The sequence below is a fragment of the Rothia sp. HMSC065C03 genome, from assembly GCF_001837295.1.
Lineage (GTDB): Bacteria > Actinomycetota > Actinomycetes > Actinomycetales > Micrococcaceae > Rothia.
In genome coordinates this window covers 20,433-37,515 of record NZ_KV831978.1, presented here as the reverse complement: position 1 = coordinate 37,515, position 17,083 = coordinate 20,433, and the positions used below count along the sequence as shown (strand labels likewise).

The 17,083-nt window shown below is 57.1% G+C and carries 12 protein-coding genes, 2 tRNA genes and 1 rRNA gene; 1 reads left to right on the top strand and 14 read right to left on the bottom strand.

Annotated elements, in window-relative coordinates:
* Positions 1-119 precede the first annotated feature (119 nt).
* From HMPREF2605_RS00360 to dnaA, 14 genes are all read right to left on the bottom strand, one after another.
* On the bottom strand, positions 120-1,208 hold the full coding sequence (locus tag HMPREF2605_RS00360; RefSeq protein WP_246828139.1) for an acetamidase: 1,089 nt from the start codon (positions 1,206-1,208) through the stop codon (positions 120-122).
* 317 nt (positions 1,209-1,525) lie between these two features.
* Positions 1,526-1,978: a DUF3349 domain-containing protein gene (locus HMPREF2605_RS00355; protein ID WP_070819200.1), complete on the bottom strand. Its 453-nt coding sequence runs from the start codon at positions 1,976-1,978 to the stop codon at positions 1,526-1,528.
* 50 nt (positions 1,979-2,028) lie between these two features.
* Positions 2,029-2,322, bottom strand: a complete 294-nt coding sequence (locus HMPREF2605_RS00350) for a hypothetical protein (protein ID WP_044149971.1) — start codon at positions 2,320-2,322, stop codon at positions 2,029-2,031.
* 14 nt (positions 2,323-2,336) lie between these two features.
* Entirely contained in the window at positions 2,337-3,566 is a 1,230-nt protein-coding gene (locus HMPREF2605_RS00345; protein WP_012902636.1) for an inorganic phosphate transporter, read from the bottom strand.
* A gap of 590 nt (positions 3,567-4,156) precedes the next feature.
* Positions 4,157-4,273, bottom strand: a 5S ribosomal RNA gene (gene rrf / locus HMPREF2605_RS00340).
* 3 nt (positions 4,274-4,276) lie between these two features.
* Positions 4,277-4,349 (bottom strand) — tRNA-Ala (locus tag HMPREF2605_RS00335).
* Positions 4,350-4,493: 144 nt separating this feature from the next.
* A tRNA-Ile gene (locus tag HMPREF2605_RS00330) sits at positions 4,494-4,567 on the bottom strand.
* Between the two features lie 185 nt (positions 4,568-4,752).
* Positions 4,753-5,349 carry a DUF3566 domain-containing protein gene (locus HMPREF2605_RS00325; RefSeq protein ID WP_005508012.1) on the bottom strand — a complete coding sequence of 199 codons (597 nt, stop codon included), beginning with the start codon at positions 5,347-5,349 and terminating at the stop codon, positions 4,753-4,755.
* Positions 5,349-7,979, bottom strand: coding sequence for a DNA gyrase subunit A (gene gyrA, locus HMPREF2605_RS00320; protein ID WP_070846628.1), 2,631 nt, complete (start codon positions 7,977-7,979; stop codon positions 5,349-5,351). Before gyrA ends, HMPREF2605_RS00325 begins: the two co-directional genes overlap by 1 nt.
* A gap of 79 nt (positions 7,980-8,058) precedes the next feature.
* Entirely contained in the window at positions 8,059-10,095 is a 2,037-nt protein-coding gene (gene gyrB, locus HMPREF2605_RS00315) for a DNA topoisomerase (ATP-hydrolyzing) subunit B (RefSeq protein WP_070846627.1), read from the bottom strand.
* 446 nt (positions 10,096-10,541) lie between these two features.
* Entirely contained in the window at positions 10,542-11,237 is a 696-nt protein-coding gene (locus HMPREF2605_RS00310) for a DciA family protein (protein WP_070846626.1), read from the bottom strand.
* Positions 11,230-12,471, bottom strand: a complete 1,242-nt coding sequence (recF, locus tag HMPREF2605_RS00305; protein ID WP_070846625.1) for a DNA replication/repair protein RecF — start codon at positions 12,469-12,471, stop codon at positions 11,230-11,232. The genes HMPREF2605_RS00310 and recF overlap by 8 nt, the downstream gene beginning before the upstream one ends.
* Before the next feature lie 235 nt (positions 12,472-12,706).
* Positions 12,707-13,831, bottom strand: a complete 1,125-nt coding sequence (dnaN, locus tag HMPREF2605_RS00300; RefSeq protein ID WP_070846624.1) for a DNA polymerase III subunit beta — start codon at positions 13,829-13,831, stop codon at positions 12,707-12,709.
* 801 nt (positions 13,832-14,632) lie between these two features.
* Positions 14,633-16,330, bottom strand: a complete 1,698-nt coding sequence (gene dnaA, locus HMPREF2605_RS00295) for a chromosomal replication initiator protein DnaA (protein ID WP_070846623.1) — start codon at positions 16,328-16,330, stop codon at positions 14,633-14,635.
* Positions 16,331-16,899: 569 nt separating this feature from the next.
* Here dnaA and rpmH point away from each other — a divergent pair.
* On the top strand, positions 16,900-17,037 hold the full coding sequence (gene rpmH, locus HMPREF2605_RS00290; RefSeq protein ID WP_049332235.1) for a 50S ribosomal protein L34: 138 nt from the start codon (positions 16,900-16,902) through the stop codon (positions 17,035-17,037).
* The last annotated feature ends 46 nt before the right edge of the window (positions 17,038-17,083 follow it).

The window sequence follows — 17,083 nt, the reverse complement described above, 5'->3', positions numbered from 1 at the left end:
AGATGCGCTACCAATTGCGCCACGCCCCCGCGGTGCTTTATTAGTCTATAACACCTTTTACGACTTCACCAAATCCTCAGGCGCATTTTTTTAGTTAGACCCATCACATTACTGAGGGGTTAGGAAATAACCTCACCCGGCACCGTCGCCTCACGCTTCGTCAGAGCCTGCAGCGGACCGCTCACTTCCTGCAGATACTTACGAACCGCGGTGCGTTGCGCCTCCTTCGCGGACTCTTCCTTCGATTCCGGCGCCTTGAATCCCAGCTTGAACGCGTCCCACTGGCTCGCCGAGGGGTACTTTTCACGGGCGTTCCACACCAGCGAGAACGACGCCAGGGTATTTAGTTCCTTTCTCGTGGCGGCCTTCGACAGCACATCAGCCACCGTTGCCACACGTGAAGACTCCGCAACGCTCACCGAGATCTTCGACTGCGCACCCGAGGGCAGGGTCAGCGCCTTATCCGGAGCCAACTGAATATTCAGGTGAATCTGCTGCACCTGCTCGTTCTTCAGATCCAGCTCAGCCAGCGCACGGAAGCGCTTCAGCAGGGACTCATAGTTCTCATCAATCACAACGGCGTTCAGGCGCAGCTCATCCGCCAGCAGACTCACCTGAGCGTAGCTCGCATTAGTACCCAGCGCCGCGTTAGCGGTCAGCACCTTCAGCCACTGCTCTTCCTTCAGAGTTGCCGAATCATTGACGCGCAGCGGGCCCACCGGCGCATCCGTAGCGGTGTTAGCAACGTTCTGCGGGTCATTCGCCGAGTCCACGCCGCCATAGGTGACACTCAGCCGGTGCAAAGAGCCGTAAACGGACAGATTCGTCAGCGCCGTAGCAGCCGCCGCCAAATCAGCCTGCGCCGCCTCCGTGAGGGAGAAAGAACCCACCAGACGCAGATCCTGCTCAGTACGCCCCTGACCCACATAGATACGCCCCAGCGACTCAATCTTCAGGTAGCGGGTATCAATATTCTCGCGAACCAGACGCTCACGGCGCGCCAACAGCTTCTCGTTTGAAACCACCACCGCAGCGTCCTCACCCAGAACACCGGTGGCGGCAATCTGCGGCATCGCGGCAAGCACCCCGGCGGCAGCAATCACGCCACCGGTCAGAAGCAGGGAACGGCGAGGAACCACGAGGCGGCGCGCCTGCTCGGCAATAGCCTCTTTAGCGGCATCGACGCGGGTAGAAGGGGTCTTAGCCACAGGGTCCCCAGCGGCAACGGATGCCGCTTCAGAAGAGCCCTGAGAGGCTCCCCGGGTAGAAGTATCGGGAATGTGAGAGCTCTCGGGTTCCAAAGAAGGGGAAGAAGACACAGAATCTCCAGGATGCAGGGCGGGCACAAAGCCCACCAACGGTTTGAGGGGAGTGAAGTCCCTCTAGAATACCGCCCGCACCCATGCACATGCCGACAACCCGCTGCGCATCATTCGAAGGGCATAAAGAAAACCTATGGGGTGGACTCAGTCCACCCCATAGGTCACAAACTTCATGAGAGCTCTCAACTCTCACCGCAGGCTATTTAGTTATCCTGCGCAGTCGTAGCGTTCGGAGCCGGAATATTAGCCGACTCGGCAGCCAACTCAGCGATACGAATCTCACCGGTCGTCGGATCATCGTAGGTCACGTACTCGGTACCGCCAGCCGTAGGCTCGGCGTCCTCATTCACATGGTTCTCCGCAATCAGGAAGCCGTGCGCACCAAGAATCTTAGCGACGCGGTCAATATCCTGCGGGGTCGGGGTATGATCCACCACTCGACGAATGTACTCATTAATGCGCTGGTCACTCACGTACGCCTCACCACGGGCAGCACGGGACTGCATGAGCTGGCGAACAACTTCCTGCAGCTGCTCATCGGTCAGACGCATCTTCAAAATAGCCATCACTGCCGCGCGGTCCTGCACCGGAACATCCTTGGGATACCCGACGCTCAGCCAGTCGATTACTCGAGAGATCATGCTCTTATCAGGCATCGAGCCCCTCCTTCGAAGCAGTCATCATATGCAATTTAGTGTTCACGGGATTAGTGGCCTCCACCGGTTACGCCGAAGATATTCCAGCCGAAAGTGTGGTCGATAAAGTCCTTAGCGACCCAGAGAATACCGATGATTACGATTGCTACGATAATAGCAAAAATGCAGAACGCAGCAATCTTCGCCGCCGTTCCCGGAGGCTCAATTTCAACGAGCTTGCCGTCCGCGGTGTACTCGGTACGACCAGCCAGCATACGCAGACCCAGCGCATAGAGCGCCGGAAGGCCCGCGCCAAAGAACAAACCGGCAATCAGCACCGGAATAACCTTGTTCACAATGTCCATCAGATATTCCACGACTACGAACCTGCCTTCTCAGTAGCAAGGGTCTGGGCTTCTGCGGATGCCTCAGCGCTGGTGACTGCAGCGCCTTCCTTTTCATCCCAGTCGCCAGTCACGTTCGAAGCGTCAATGTTGTCCTTCTGGGAATGACGCCACATCAGGAAGCAGAAGATCACCAGCAGAGCGAACACGGTCATTTCGCCAACAAACTGGGTGCCGGTCAGAGCATTCAGGCCGTGACCAATCAACCAGGTCAGAGCACCCACAATCGCGGCAGCCGGCAGGGTAATCAGCCAAGCAACCACCATGCGGCCAGCAACAGACCAGCGAACCTCAGCACCCTTACGACCCAGGCCACTACCCAGAATCGAACCGGACGCCACGTGAGTGGTCGACAGAGCCATACCGAAGTGGGAGGAGGTCAGAATAATCGCAGCGGATGCACCGTCAGCAGCAACACCCTGCGGGGTGTCTACCTCAACGATGCCCTTACCGAGGGTGCGGATAATGCGCCAACCGCCCAGGTAAGTACCCAGAGCAATAGCAATAGCGCAGGAAGCCTTCACCCACAGGGGGATCGCGTCATCGTTGCTCAGAGTGCCCGAAGCAACCAGAGCCAGGAAGATCACGCCCATGGTCTTCTGCGCATCGTTGGTACCGTGCGCCAGAGACATCAGGGATGCGGTCGCAACCTGTCCCTTGCGGAAGCCGCCGTGCTTACGGTCGTCAGCCACCGGGGCAGCAATACGGTAGACCAGCCAAGTGCCGGTTGCCGCCACAATAGCCGCAATGACGGGGGAGAGGACCGCGGGAACAATAATCTTGGACAGAACGCCCATCCACTGCACGCCGTCAAAGCCGATCGCGACAATAGCCGAACCAATCAGGCCACCAAACAGAGCGTGCGATGAGGAGGAGGGAAGACCCAGAAGCCAGGTCAAAACATTCCAGAGGATGCCGCCAACCAGGCCGGTAAAGACGATAAGCATCAGCGCCGGGCCGTCTGTTGTTACATCGATACGATCCAGGTTCACGATGCCGCTACCAACCGAGCGTGCCACCTCAACAGAGAGGAACGCGCCGACGAGGTTCAGGGACGCAGACAGCGCCACGGCGGTCTTAGGCTTCAGCGCACCGGTGGCGATGGAGGTTGCCATCGCGTTGCCGGTGTCGTGGAAGCCATTCGTAAAGTCGAAGGCGAGCGCGGTCAGCACCACGATCACGAGAATAATGAGTTCTGTAGTCACAAGAAAATTATCTGTCGGTTTTCGCGAAATCTAAAGTATTCCGAATTAACACGAAATAACAGATAAACCCACGGCATTGAGCGGATTTTTATGAGGGTTTTACTATAGAGCCCATATTTCAGGGGAAACTCTCCCGATATTCCGCGGAAAAAAGGGTGCACCTATCGGAATGCTTAAGTTGGTTTATGTGGCTTATGCGAGAGTGCGGGGGAGAGGGGTGATTATATCCATCAAGAGGCTAAAGTGTGTTCACCAAGTGTTCACTTTCAGGAACCTCCCAGCTTTCTTTTTGTGACACACCTTTATTATTCAGACCTCATTTAGGTCACCGAGCTACCCACACGGGACACCCCTGTGGGTTTTACGGCGCGGGGCTTTCTGCGGAGCACATTCTCCACAGTAGGGGTTTCCTACAGCCGTGCACATTCGAATATCACGAAGAATTGAATCTATACCCGCGGCGCACGCAGCACATCAGCTTCGCGAGGTATTCGCACCTATTCCCCCGCATCACATCAGCAGATACAACAACTTTGGCGAATACAACAAAAGACCCCGTATCTTTCGATACGGGGTCTTTTTCAAAAATAAACCGGCGATGACCTACTCTCCCACACCCACAAAAGTGCAGTACCATCGGCGCGAAGAGTCTTAGCTTCTGGGTTCGGAATGGAACCAGGCGTTTCCCTCTTGCTATAATCACCGGAAAGTGGAGGCGAGGGGACTCGAACCCCTAACCCTCTGCTTGCAAAGCAGATGCGCTACCAATTGCGCCACGCCCCCGTCTCAGCGGAAACCACTGTTTAGTTATTTTTCCAAGCCTTCACGACTTCATTGCTCTGATACTTTTTCAAGACCATCACAGTGACACACGAAAGAACAGCAAGAATCAATAATTTCTTCATTATTGCCTTTCACAGTGTGGAGTGGGCGTACCAAGAATCGAACTTGGGACCTCTTCGTTATCAGCGAAGCGCTCTAACCGTCTGAGCTATACGCCCTCCCTCTGCGGAATTTCTTCCGTAGAACGAGATATAACTATACAGGTGTTTGCAGGTAACACCAAATCGAAAAAGCATGTTCTGCATCACACTTTAATATTGGGGGTTCCCAAGCATACAGAGCGGGCGGCACCACCTCCATCCAGAGGGGCACCGCCCGCACACAAAGCTCAAAAAGCTACAAACTAGGACTCATCGCTCAGAGTCAAGGTCACGCCACCAACCAGCTTCGCAGCCAGGTTGTACAGAATCGCGCCAATCATACCCAGCAGAGTAAAGACCACAGTGTTGACCACAGCAAAAATAGTAGTCACCAAAGCAACCTGACCCAGCGAAATCATCTGCGAAATATCCACAGTGGTCGAACCGGTACCCAGAGAGCTAATCAGCTGGTTCACACCGGTAAACGCGCCAGAAGCCTGCAGGAACAGCCAGAGAATCACCGAAGCCACGACGGTCACGATGCCCAAGGCAATAGACAGCAGGAAGATTAGCTTAGCAACCGACCACGTATCAACCTTCTGAACCACCAGACGCGCGCGACGAATCTTCGAACGCGGCGCCGGACGCACCAACTGACGGCGCGAACCAGTCGGACGCTTAGCATTCACAGGGCGCTTACCGGCAGGACGCTTAGCGGTACCGCCAGGACGGGCCTGGCCCGAACGTGCCTGAGCCGGGCGACGCGCGCCAGCCTTAGCCGCACCCGAAGACTTAGATGCACCAGCCGACGCCGAACGCTGTGCCGACGCAGGAGAGGAGCTCGCGGGAGTGCTGCTCATTAGTTACCTCCAGTAGCGGTGAGATCGGCAGCCGCCGCTTCACCCTCGTTGTCCGTACCGGGCGCCTCAGAAGACTCCGAAGCCTCGGTGTTCTCAGTGGTTTCATCGTCGCTATCATCCAGCTGACGATCCTGGTTGCGTGCAACACCAATAATAGAATCGCCCTTACCGGGCTTTGCAAAGATAACACCCATAGTATCGCGTCCCTTCGCAGGAACCTCATTCACGTTCGAACGAACGACCTTGCCGCTGGCCATAACCACCAGCACCTCGTCCTCTTCGTCCACGATGAGGCCACCCACCAGGGCGCCACGATCCTCAACTAGCTTAGCAACCTTAATACCGAAACCGTTACGGCCCTGCACGCGGTACTCATCCACGCTCGTACGCTTCGCGTAACCACCCTCAGTGACCACGAAGACGAAGGAGCCCTCAGTAACCACGTTCGCAGAAATCAGCTCATCGCCGTCACGGAACTTCATACCGGTCACACCCGAGGTCGAACGACCCATCGGGCGCAACGACGCATCATCAGCGTGGAAGCGCAGCGACATACCGTTACGCGACACCAGCAGAATATCGTCCTTATCCGAAACGGTGAACGCCGAAACAACCTCATCGCCCTCACGCAGGTTAATCGCAATCAGGCCGGCAGTACGGTTCGTATCGTAATCGCTCAGACGGCTCTTCTTCACCATGCCACCGCGAGTAGCAAGCACCAGGTACTCAGCATCCTCGTAGCTCTTCAGCTCCATGACCTGAGCAATATGCTCACCGCCCTGGAACTCCAGCAGGTTCGCAATGTGCTGACCCTTCGCGTCACGACCGGCTTCCTGCAGCTCGTAACCCTTCGCACGGTACACGCGACCCAGGTTCGTGAAGAACAGAATCCAGCTGTGCGTAGTGGTCACAAAGAAGTGCTCCACCACGTCATCACCGCGCAGCGAGGCACCCTTAATGCCCTTACCGCCGCGGTGCTGGCTACGGTACTGATCACTGCGGGTGCGCTTAATGTAGCCGCCGCGAGTAATCGTAACCACGACCTCTTCCTCGGGGATGAGGTCTTCCATGGACATGTCGCCGTTGTAGCCGTACATAATCTGGGTGCGACGCTCATCGCCGTAGCGGTTCACAATCTCGCCCAGCTCCTCAGAGATAATCTCGCGCTGGCGAGTCTCCGAAGCAATAATCGCGTTGTACTCAGCGATCATGCGCATCAGCTCATCGTGACGATCCTGAATCTTCTGACGCTCCAAAGCAGCCAAACGACGCAGCTGCATGTTCAGAATTGCCTGAGCCTGAGCCTCATCAATCTGCAGGAACTCCATCAGGCCGCTACGCGCCTCATCAGCAGTGGGGGAGCGGCGAATCAGGGCAATAACCTCATCCAGAGCATCCAGAGCCTTCAGCAGGCCACGCAGGATGTGCGCCTCTTCCTCCGCCTGACGCAGACGGTAACGGGTACGACGAACGATAACGTCCATCTGGTGATCCACCCAGTGACGCACAAACGCATCCAGGGACAGGGTACGCGGCACGCCATCCACAATGGCGAGCATATTCGCGGAGAAGTTCTCCTGCAACTGGGTGTGCTTGTACAGGTTGTTCAGCACAACCTTCGGGGAAGCATCACGCTTGAGCACAATCACCAGACGCTGACCGGTACGGCCCGAAGTCTCATCGCGCAGATCCGCGATGCCGGTGACCTTACCGTCCTTGATGAGCTCAGCAATCTTAATCGCCAGGTTATCCGGGTTCGCCTGGTACGGCAGCTCGGTAACCACCAGGCAGGTACGACCGTGGATTTCCTCCACGTTGACCACCGCGCGCATGGTGATAGAGCCGCGGCCAGTACGGTACGCATCCTCAATGCCCTTGGTGCCCAGAATCTGCGCACCGGTCGGGAAATCGGGGCCCTTAATGCGCGCCATCAGAGCGTTTAGCAGCTCCTCGTTGGTGGCGTGCGGGTTCTTCAGGAACCACTCCACACCCTCGGCAACCTCACGCAGGTTATGCGGCGGAATATTGGTCGCCATACCCACAGCAATACCCGAAGAACCGTTGACCAGCAGGTTCGGGATGCGCGCGGGTAGAACGGTAGGCTCCAGGGACTTGCCGTCGTAGTTGGGCTGGAAATCAACGGTGTCTTCGTTGATGTCACGCACCATCTCAAGAGCAATGGGAGCCATCTTGGTCTCGGTGTATCGAGGCGCTGCAGCACCGTCGTTACCGGGGGAGCCGAAGTTACCCTGACCCAGAGCCAGCGGGTAACGCATAATCCAGCTCTGAATCAGACGCACCAGAGTGTCGTAGATAGCGCTATCGCCGTGGGGGTGGAACTGACCCATCACGTCGCCGACCACGCGGGCGCACTTATTGAAGGATCGGTCCGGGCGGTAGCCGCCGTCGTACATCGCGTAGATCACGCGGCGGTGCACGGGCTTGAGGCCGTCACGCACATCCGGCAGGGCGCGGCCAATAATAACCGCCATTGCGTAGTCCAGGTAGGAACGCTGCATTTCGGTCTGCAGGTCCACCTGTTCAATGTGACCGTGGTGGTCTACGCTTTCAGCGCCACCATTGCTGACAACGTCAGCTTTGGTAGTCTCATTCTGGTGTTCTTCGCTCATAACTTTCTCATTAAATTAATAGCTCAATCAATATATACCCCGACTGGTATATTGCCCGTAGGGTATATATTGATTCGGGCTAGATATCGAGGAATCGAATGTCCTTTGCGTTCTGCTGGATAAACTCACGGCGAGCCTCAACGTCCTCGCCCATCAGAACAGAGAAGATCTGGTCAGCCGCTGCCGCATCCTCCATCTTCACCTGAAGCAGGGTACGACGAGCCGGGTCCATGGTGGTGTCCCACAGCTCGGTGTAGTCCATCTCACCCAGACCCTTGTAACGCTGAATGCCGTTCTCCTTGGGCAGACGCAGGTTCTTCGCCGCACCACGAGCCAGAGCCTCATCACGCTCAGCGTCCGAGTACACATAATCGTGCGGAGCGTTCGACCACTTGATGCGGTACAGCGGCGGCTGAGCCAGGTACACGTAACCAGCCTCAATCAGCGGACGCATGAAGCGGAAGAGCAGGGTCAGCAGCAGGGTCGTAATGTGCTGGCCGTCGACATCCGCATCCGCCATCAGAACAATCTTGTGGTAGCGTGCCTTCTCAATATCGAAGTCGTCACCAATGCCGGTACCGAAGGCGGTAATCATCGCCTGAATCTCAGCATTGGACAGGGCACGGTCCAGGCGAGCGCGCTCAACGTTCAGGATCTTACCGCGCAGCGGCAGAATAGCCTGAGTATTCGGGTTACGACCCTGCACCGCCGAACCGCCCGCAGAGTCACCCTCCACCAGGTAAATCTCAGAGATTGACGGATCCTTCGAGGAGCAGTCCTTGAGCTTACCGGGCATGGAACTGGTCTCCAGCAGACCCTTACGGCGGGTGGTCTCGCGAGCCTTACGAGCTGCAATACGCGCCTGAGCGGCGGTAATTGCACGGCGAACGATGTCCTTCGCCACTGCGGGGTTACGACCGAACCAGTCGCCGAGGTGATCGTTCACCTCACGCTGGGTGAAGGACTTCGCCTCCGAGTTGCCCAGTTTGGTCTTGGTCTGGCCTTCGAACTGCGGCTCAGAAATCTTAATCGAAATGACCGCGGTCAGGCCCTCACGTACGTCTTCACCGGTGAGGTTATCATCCTTATCGCGCAGCAGCTTGTTCTCACGCGCGTAACGGTTCACCAGGGAGGTCAGAGCGGCACGGAAACCCTCTTCGTGGGTACCACCCTCGTGGGTGTTAATCGTGTTCGCGTACGAGTAGACGGATTCCTTGTACGCGCCGGTCCACTGCATTGCCACTTCCAGGCTCATGTTGCGGTCGGTGTCTTCAGACTCGAAGGAGACAATCTCCTCGTTCACGATGGTCTTCGCGCCAGCGTTGAGGAAGTGCACGTAGTCGAACAGGCCGTTGTCATAACGGTAAGTGACGGTCGTGAAACCGTCAGCGTTCGCACGCACGCGGTTGAGGACGTTTTCCTTCTTCTCGCTCTCTTCAGCAACCTCGTCACCGGCGAACTTCTCACGCTCATCGGTCAGGGTGATGGTCAGGCCCTTATTCAGGAACGCCATCTGCTGGAAACGCGCGCGCAGAGTCTCAAAGTCGAACTCGACGGTCTCAAAAATTTCCGGATCCGGGTAGAAAGTCTGAATGGTACCGGTCTTATCGGAGGGCTCGCCGCGGCGCAGGGGACCATCCGGAACACCGCCGTTCGAGAAGGAGATATGCCACGCGTAGCCCTGGCGGTGCACCTCGGTAATCACACGGGTAGACAGCGCGTTCACCACGGAAATACCCACACCGTGCAGACCACCGGAAACCGAGTAGCCGCCACCGCCGAACTTACCGCCAGCGTGCAGCACGGTCATAACAACCTCAACGGTGGACTTGTGCTCGGTGGGGTGCTCATCCACGGGGATACCGCGGCCGTCGTCCTCTACGCGAACAGCGCCGTCAGCCTGAATGGTCACGTCAATTTTGGAGGCGTAACCGGCGAGCGCTTCGTCGACCGAGTTATCTACGACCTCGTAGACCAGGTGGTGCAGACCGCGCTCAGTGGTCGAGCCAATGTACATGCCGGGGCGCTTGCGAACCGCTTCCAGACCTTCCAGCACGGTAATATCGGATGCACCGTATTCATGCTGCTGTTCAGATGCATTCTGTTCAGATGCCACGAGGCAGAACTCCTTGAGTAGATGATGCAACCGGCGAAGAAGAACTGCGGGCAGCTCAGAGGGGAGCCTAGAACGCCTCACGAAAGGCACCAGATAGTGCCTGCACAACCCGCGTTGCCGGTGGTACCCATAGGTGGGCACACTTTACGCATTGTCTCTTTTATTTTACCGAGCAAGAGAGCATAAAACCATCTACATACGTCATATATTGAGCTTTTTTGGGCACTACCACCCCTTCAAAAGCCCGCAAAGGCGGTTTAGAGTGCTTCAACCCCCTTTTGAGATAGGGGGTACAGTTCACCACTTCGTGGAGGTTGCCGGCGATTCTAAAGCTTTCATAGCGTGCAGAAAATCATGAGACGCAGAAAAGGGGCACGTTTTATGCAACGCGCCCCGAATCCCAAGCTTTCCCGCCGGAGGCAATGCGACGCTGTGATGCGATGCGCCTACCCGTAGGTATCGCGCACACCGCGCATGCCGGTGGCGCGCCGATAACCTCGCTGGCTCCAGCGACCGTTATTCGGACCCAAAACGCGGACCTGAGCTACGACCCCCTCGCCCAGTTCCCGGCGGAAAAGTTCGATGAGGTGCCCGTGCATCAGGCGCAGCTGGGTGGTCCAGGCAGTAGAGTCGCACTGAACTTCAACAATGGAATTTTCAAAGCTAATCGGGCGGGTGTGTGCGGCAATTTCCGGACCGACCAGCTCACCCCAGCGAGCCAGCACGCTCGAGACAGCCACGGGATCTTTCCAGCCGCGAGAACGAATCAGAGCACTGACAATGCCACCGAGGGGTTTAGGGTCGCGAGAGCTCTCCCCGGGGCCGCTATAGCCGCCCATAACGCGGGGGTCCCAGCCCTGCGCTCGCCGTGATTCCTTCTTCGACGCAGTGCCGGACATGACTGCACCGAAATCGCGCATGATTTTATTCGCCGAGAAGGCGTTGAGAGGTGCTTCGCCGCGTTCTTGAGCCGCCACGCGCATACGGGTCAGCAGGGCGGAGGGGGCATCCACCTCGTCGCGGTAGAACTCGCCCACGCTATCAACCTCGTGCGGGTTTTGAGGCTCCGCAAACTGCGATTCCGCGAACTCATCGAATGTTTCACGTGAAACATGGTTTTGAGGGTGGACGGGGCTACTCATCGCCGCCACCTTCCGCGAGCGCAGAAACGGTCGAGTTCGACTGCCCCACAGAGTCAGTGACAGAGTCGCCGGCGGGTTGCACATACTCGGCGTGCCCCGCCGTCACCGACACCAGGCGGTAGTCGCCCAGCTCCTCCGGAATATCGCTAAGTACTGCGCAGGTAATCAGCACCTGCTCCGCGTTGGCGACCATCGCACCCAGGCGGTGGCGGCGCGCAGAATCAAGCTCCGCAAACACATCATCAAGAATCAGAATCGGCGAAGAACCCGCCGAGGAGTCATCCTCAACATGCACAAACCAGGACGCCAACTTCAGAGCCAGAGCAAAAGACCAGCTCTCGCCGTGCGAGGCAAAATGCTTCACCGGCATGCCACCGAGCAGCAGGGTAATATCCTCACGGTGCGGACCCACCAGGGTCACGCCACGCTCAATCTCGTCGCGTCGGCGCTCCGTAAAACCACGCATCAAAGCCTCCTTGAGATCCTCAATGCGCATCAGTGCCGCATGCTCGATTGAGCGCTCGCCCATGCTCGAAAAAACAGTCGACTCATAGTTGAAACCAACCTCTTTAGAGCCGTCTGTCAGCCCCGTGTAGGCGCGGCGAAGCTGCGGCAAAAAACGCTGTAACAGACGAAAACGCGCTGAAAGCAGCTGAGCACCCAGAGTCGACAGCTGCTCATCCCATACCGAGAGCGTGCTCAAAGCGTTCTCGTCCCGCGCGTTACGCTGCATGGATTTCAGCAGCGAATTACGCTGCCGCAAAATCCGCTCATACTCGCTACGGTACCCGGAAACCACCGGACGCAAAGAGCTTGCCAAATCGTCCACAAAACGACGACGACCCGCCGGGTCTCCCTTCACCAATTGAAGGTCCTCCGGGGAGAACAGCACCGTACGGGCAATACCCAGCGCCTCTTTGGCACGCACCGGCGCGGCACGATTAATGCGCACCCGATTGCTCTGCCCCGGAGCAATCTCAAACTCGGTCACCGTCTGCTGAGAACCGCGCACCGTACGGGTGCGAATATAGGCGCGCGAAGCACCCGCCCGAACCAGCGGCCCGTCATGGCTCACACGGTGCGAAGAGAGCGACGCCGCATAGTCAATCGCCTCAACAATATTGGTTTTCCCCACACCATTCGAGCCAAGAAACACCGTAACTCCCGCCGAAAGAGGCAGGCTCAGCAGAGCGTAGGTGCGGTAATCCAACAACGAAATATGGTCGATATACACCGGAAGCTCCTTTCACGGGGGTTCATACGCGGGTTCTTAGCTAGGGGTTCTTAGCTAGGGGTTCTTAGCTGGAGGTTCTTAGTTAGGGGGCTTCACAGCACCCGGCTGGAGGGCACCGCGAGAGGTCACAATACTAGGTTTTTCCGCGCGGACGAGCACAGAAAAACAGCGCAACCCCGCACATACTCGCGGCACACAGGGCACCGAAAGACGTACGGGGCGGCAAAGGCTGAAACTAGTTCGACGGTAGGCGGACCGGCATCAGCAGGTAACGGTAGTTGCGGTCATCCTCAGCTAGAGGCTCGTTCTGACCGGAAATCACGGCGGGCTTCGGCGCATCGGTGAAGGAGAAACGAACGAACTCAGTACCGAAAACCTTCAAACCATCCGAGAGGTAGGCGGGGTTGTACGCAACGGTGATGTCATCGCCGGACAGGTGAGCCTGCAGAGTCTCGGACGCCTGAGCCTCATCACCGCGGCCGGCATCAATAGCAACCGAACCCTGAGTGAACTTCAGACGCAGGGGAGTGTTACGCTCCGCCACTAGGGAGATACGGCGAGCAGCCTCAGCCAGGTCGGAGGTGCGAACCACCGCGTGAATCGGGGTCTGCTCGGGGAACAGCGCACGGATGTTGGGGTAGTCGCCGTCCATCAGGACGCTGGTGGTGCGGCGGGTACCCGCTGCGAAGCCGATCAGCTCACCCGCTGCGGGCAGGGCGATAGACAGCTCACCGGAACCGGAGAGGGTGCTACCGACCTCAGAGACGGTCTTAGCCTTCAGCAGCACAGCCGCCTGAACATCGGGGTTACGCGGGTTCCATTTAATCTCGCGCATTGCCAGGCGGTAGCGGTCGGTGGCGAGCAGGGTCATGGTGTCGCCATTGATTTCAACGCGGATACCGGTCAGCAGCGGCAGGGTCTCATCCTTGGACACAGCAATCTGAACCTGCTTGACGGCTTCAGCGAATTCGGCGCCGTCCACGGTACCTGAAATTTCAGGAAGCTCGGGAAGCTCGGGGTAGTCCACGACCGGCATGCCAGCCAGCTGGAAGTTAGCGGAACGGCAGTGAATACGAATCACGGACTCATCTGCAGTGAACTCGACGGGTGCGTTCGGCAGGGAGCGGCAAATTTCTGCCAGGATCTTGCCGGGAACCAGGCACACGCCTTCTGCTTCAACATCGGCTGCAATGACCTGACGGGCGCTGGTCTCGTGATCGAAGCTTGCGATGCTGACCTCACCTGCGGAGGCGGTAATCAGCAGACCGTTGAGTACGGGGGAGGTGGGACGCAGCGGAAGTGAGCGTGCCGTCCAGCCGACTGCTTCGGCAAGGACATCGCGTTCAACGGTGAATTTCATCGAGAAGGCGCCTTTCACGGAATTGGAGAGTCATTTTGGGGCGCACGTAAAGCTTATGGGCGAAAGAGCCGGAAATATCGCGTGCTCTGATGCGCAGTGAATCTTCCGCGCGCGCGTCTATCCATCCTACCGGATTTTGTAATTACACAGAGACACAGAGGTCGATCCTGCAGCGAAAAATCGGGTGAGATGAGGCATGCAGAGCCGCTGTATTTTTGTAATTACAAAGATAGGCGGAAGGCGTAGCAAACCCAGTCGAAAACAGGTTCGAATTAGGTAATGGTTCGGTGTTGGTTTCTTCTTCAAACCCAACCTTCAAATCCAAACCCAGAGATAGCGTGCAGCTATCGATCCAAATCCGCGAAAATCTACGTTTTCAGTAGGGGCGCACAGAAAAACCTGAACCAGCCCAGTTGGTCGAGCAGAACTACTTGTTATGGGGAGGATTTTTTCTTTAAGTACAGTAGTATTATTAACGCTTGTGGAAACGGTGGAAAACCCCTTCCTTGCCTGCAATGACGCGGAAGTAGCCTGTGGACATTAAGTGGAAGAATCCACTCAGTGCTGAGGATGTATTGTGTATGGATATTTATACATTTCCTCGATTCCACACCTTTTGAATATTCATGCACTTAACGTCCACACGAACGCATGAGTTAAAGCACAGCTTATCCACACCCCGAAAATCCAGTGTTGAGAGTCGCTAAAATCCTTGAATCCAGCGTGAAGCCCCTGCCCCGAAGCCTATAAAACACCTAGTCGAGGCACAAAATAAGCTACGGGACAGGGACAAAAGCACATCTAGCCGGCGGCGCGCTGCTCCTGGCGGATCAAGTTCGTCAGCTCAGTCACCTGATTGAAAATCGTCTGACGCTCCGCCATCTGCGCGCTCACCTTACGCACCGCGTGCATCACCGTCGTATGGTCGCGACCGCCCAAATCGTTACCAATACGCGGCAGGGACATCTCGGTCAGCTCACGCAGAAGATACATCGCCACCTGACGCGCATTCGTGAGCGTACGGGTGCGAGACTTCGACTGCATATCCTCAATGGACACATCAAAATACTTCGCCACCGTCGCCAAAACCAGCGCCGACGTAATCTCCGCACCACCGGTATCAGAGAGCAAATCCTTCAGATAGGTCTCAGCCTCAGCCAGGGTAATAGGCTCCGGCGGCTTCTTCATCGAGGCGGCAGCGCTCGCACGAATCAGAGCGCCCTCCAACTCGCGAATATTGGCCGTGACATGGGAAGCAATGTACTCCATGACGTCATCACGCACCGGCAAAATCTCGTTCTGAGCCTTCTTCCGCAGAATCGCGATACGAGTCTCCAGCTCCGGAGGCTGCACATCCACGTTCAGGCCCGAACCGAAACGCGAACGCATACGCTCAGCGAAACCGGTCAGCTGCTTCGGCGGCAAATCAGAGGTAATCACGATCTGCTTCTGGTGGTTGTACAGGGCGTTAAACGTATGGAAGAACTCCTCCATCGTCGCCTCTTTACCCGCCAAAAACTGGATATCGTCAATCAGCAGAACGTCAACATTGCGGTAAATCTGCTTGAACGACGAACCCTCATCGTCACGAATCGAGTTAATGAAATCGTTCGTGAACTCCTCAGAATTCACGTAGCGTACGCGCAGATTCGGGTACAGGTACTTGGTGTAGTGGCCGATCGCGTGTAGCAGGTGGGTCTTGCCCAAGCCCGAACCGCCGTAGATGAACAGCGGGTTGTAGACAATGCCGGGCTGCTCCGCCACAGCGAAAGCGCTCGCGTGCGCAAAGCGGTTGGACTGACCAATCACGAAGGTGTCGAAGGTGTAGTTCGGGTTCAGTCGGGCAGAGCTATCCCAAGTCGGCGCGTTTTCCGGGTCTTCATGCGGATGCACCTGCTGGGCCTCCGGTACCGTCGGGGCGTCCGGAACGAAAGTAGGTGCCGGGTATTCGCGAGGCGCCGGCGCGCCCGCAACAGGAGCCGCCGGCTGCTGTGCGGAGGGGAATCCGGCACGCTCCGCTTCCAAAGCCTGCAGGGAGGGGCGGGTGACCTGCTCATCAGCGGGCACCTCATAGTGGTCAGGGCCCGGATGCGGCTCAGTGTAGTACTCAAAAGCGCGCGAACCGGCGGGCGCCTCAGGATGCACAGAAGCCGTCGCTACCGAAGGGGCGGGCTGGTGCTCGACAGGAACCTCACGCTCACCGTGGAAAACGTCCTGACTTGCAGGTTCAACCGGAATCATCGACTCATTCACATCGAAAAGCGCGGTAGTCGACGGGCCAAATGCCTCGTGCAGAGCCGCACGGAACGAAGCGCTAATCTGCTCCTCAAAGACCGCACGGGTGAGCTTATTCGGCACTTCAATGATGAGGCGAGAAGAACCCATCAGTCCCTGAGGCTGCGCAAGATTCACGAAACCGCGCTGACGTGCCGTCACCGCCGGATCGGCGGCAAGAATGGAGAGCAGATGCGCCCAGCGCGCCTGAAGGGAGTCGGTCATGGAATTCTTTACTTTCACTCGATGTGAAGCGGTGGTGCAGTAAAGAAATTATGCCGGAAACCACCGCGAGGTCATTAAGATTCTACCCGCTTAATACACAGGGAGAGAAAGTTATCCACAAGAGTTTTCCACACGGTGGAAAACTTGTAATTACAGAAGTGGATAAGCGGTGGATTTAAGTGCATAACATGCCTTCTTCCCTGATATTTAGCGGAATAGCCTAAAGGTCCGGGGGTGTGGATAACTCGCCGATAGTAGGGGGTATGGGTGGGATATGCACCATGGTGGATACCGTACTGCCGTAAATATCCCCAGGTTTGCGTCCCAAGAGCACGTAGCGTCTCCACAGCCTGTACACCCGCCGCAATCACCGCCTCCACGCCACAAACGAGCCCGGAATCACGCGGAAAAAAGCGTCAAGAACTTGATTTACGCCCTCCACTCTTCTAAAGTTGTGCTGTTGTGTGTGCACCGCCTACTGCGAATAGTCGCGGTACCTCCGTGCACCAAGAAGCGTACGGTTCCGATACCCGTGAGGGCACGAACCGCAAAAATCAAGGAGACAAAGTATGAGCAAGCGTACTTTCCAGCCGAACAACCGCCGTCGCGCTAAGAAGCACGGCTTCCGTCTGCGTATGCGTACCCGTGCAGGCCGCGCGATTCTGTCGAACCGCCGCGGTAAGGGCCGCGCAAAGCTCTCGGCCTAATCACGGCATATAGTTCGCCCGCCGATGCACACGCATCGGCGGGGGG

Bases quoted from the DNA above. Each gene is read 5' to 3' on its own strand.
- HMPREF2605_RS00350 (WP_044149971.1), bottom strand. From the start codon at position 2,322: ATGGACATTGTGAACAAGGTTATTCCGGTGCTGATTGCCGGTTTGTTC.
- HMPREF2605_RS00310 (WP_070846626.1), bottom strand. From the start codon at position 11,237: ATGAGTAGCCCCGTCCACCCTCAAAACCATGTTTCACGTGAAACATTC.
- dnaN (WP_070846624.1), bottom strand. From the start codon at position 13,831: ATGAAATTCACCGTTGAACGCGATGTCCTTGCCGAAGCAGTCGGCTGG.
- HMPREF2605_RS00325 (WP_005508012.1), bottom strand. From the start codon at position 5,349: ATGAGCAGCACTCCCGCGAGCTCCTCTCCTGCGTCGGCACAGCGTTCG.
- dnaA (WP_070846623.1), bottom strand. From the start codon at position 16,330: ATGACCGACTCCCTTCAGGCGCGCTGGGCGCATCTGCTCTCCATTCTT.
- gyrA (WP_070846628.1), bottom strand. From the start codon at position 7,979: ATGAGCGAAGAACACCAGAATGAGACTACCAAAGCTGACGTTGTCAGC.
- rpmH (WP_049332235.1), top strand. From the start codon at position 16,900: ATGAGCAAGCGTACTTTCCAGCCGAACAACCGCCGTCGCGCTAAGAAG.
- HMPREF2605_RS00355 (WP_070819200.1), bottom strand. From the start codon at position 1,978: ATGCCTGATAAGAGCATGATCTCTCGAGTAATCGACTGGCTGAGCGTC.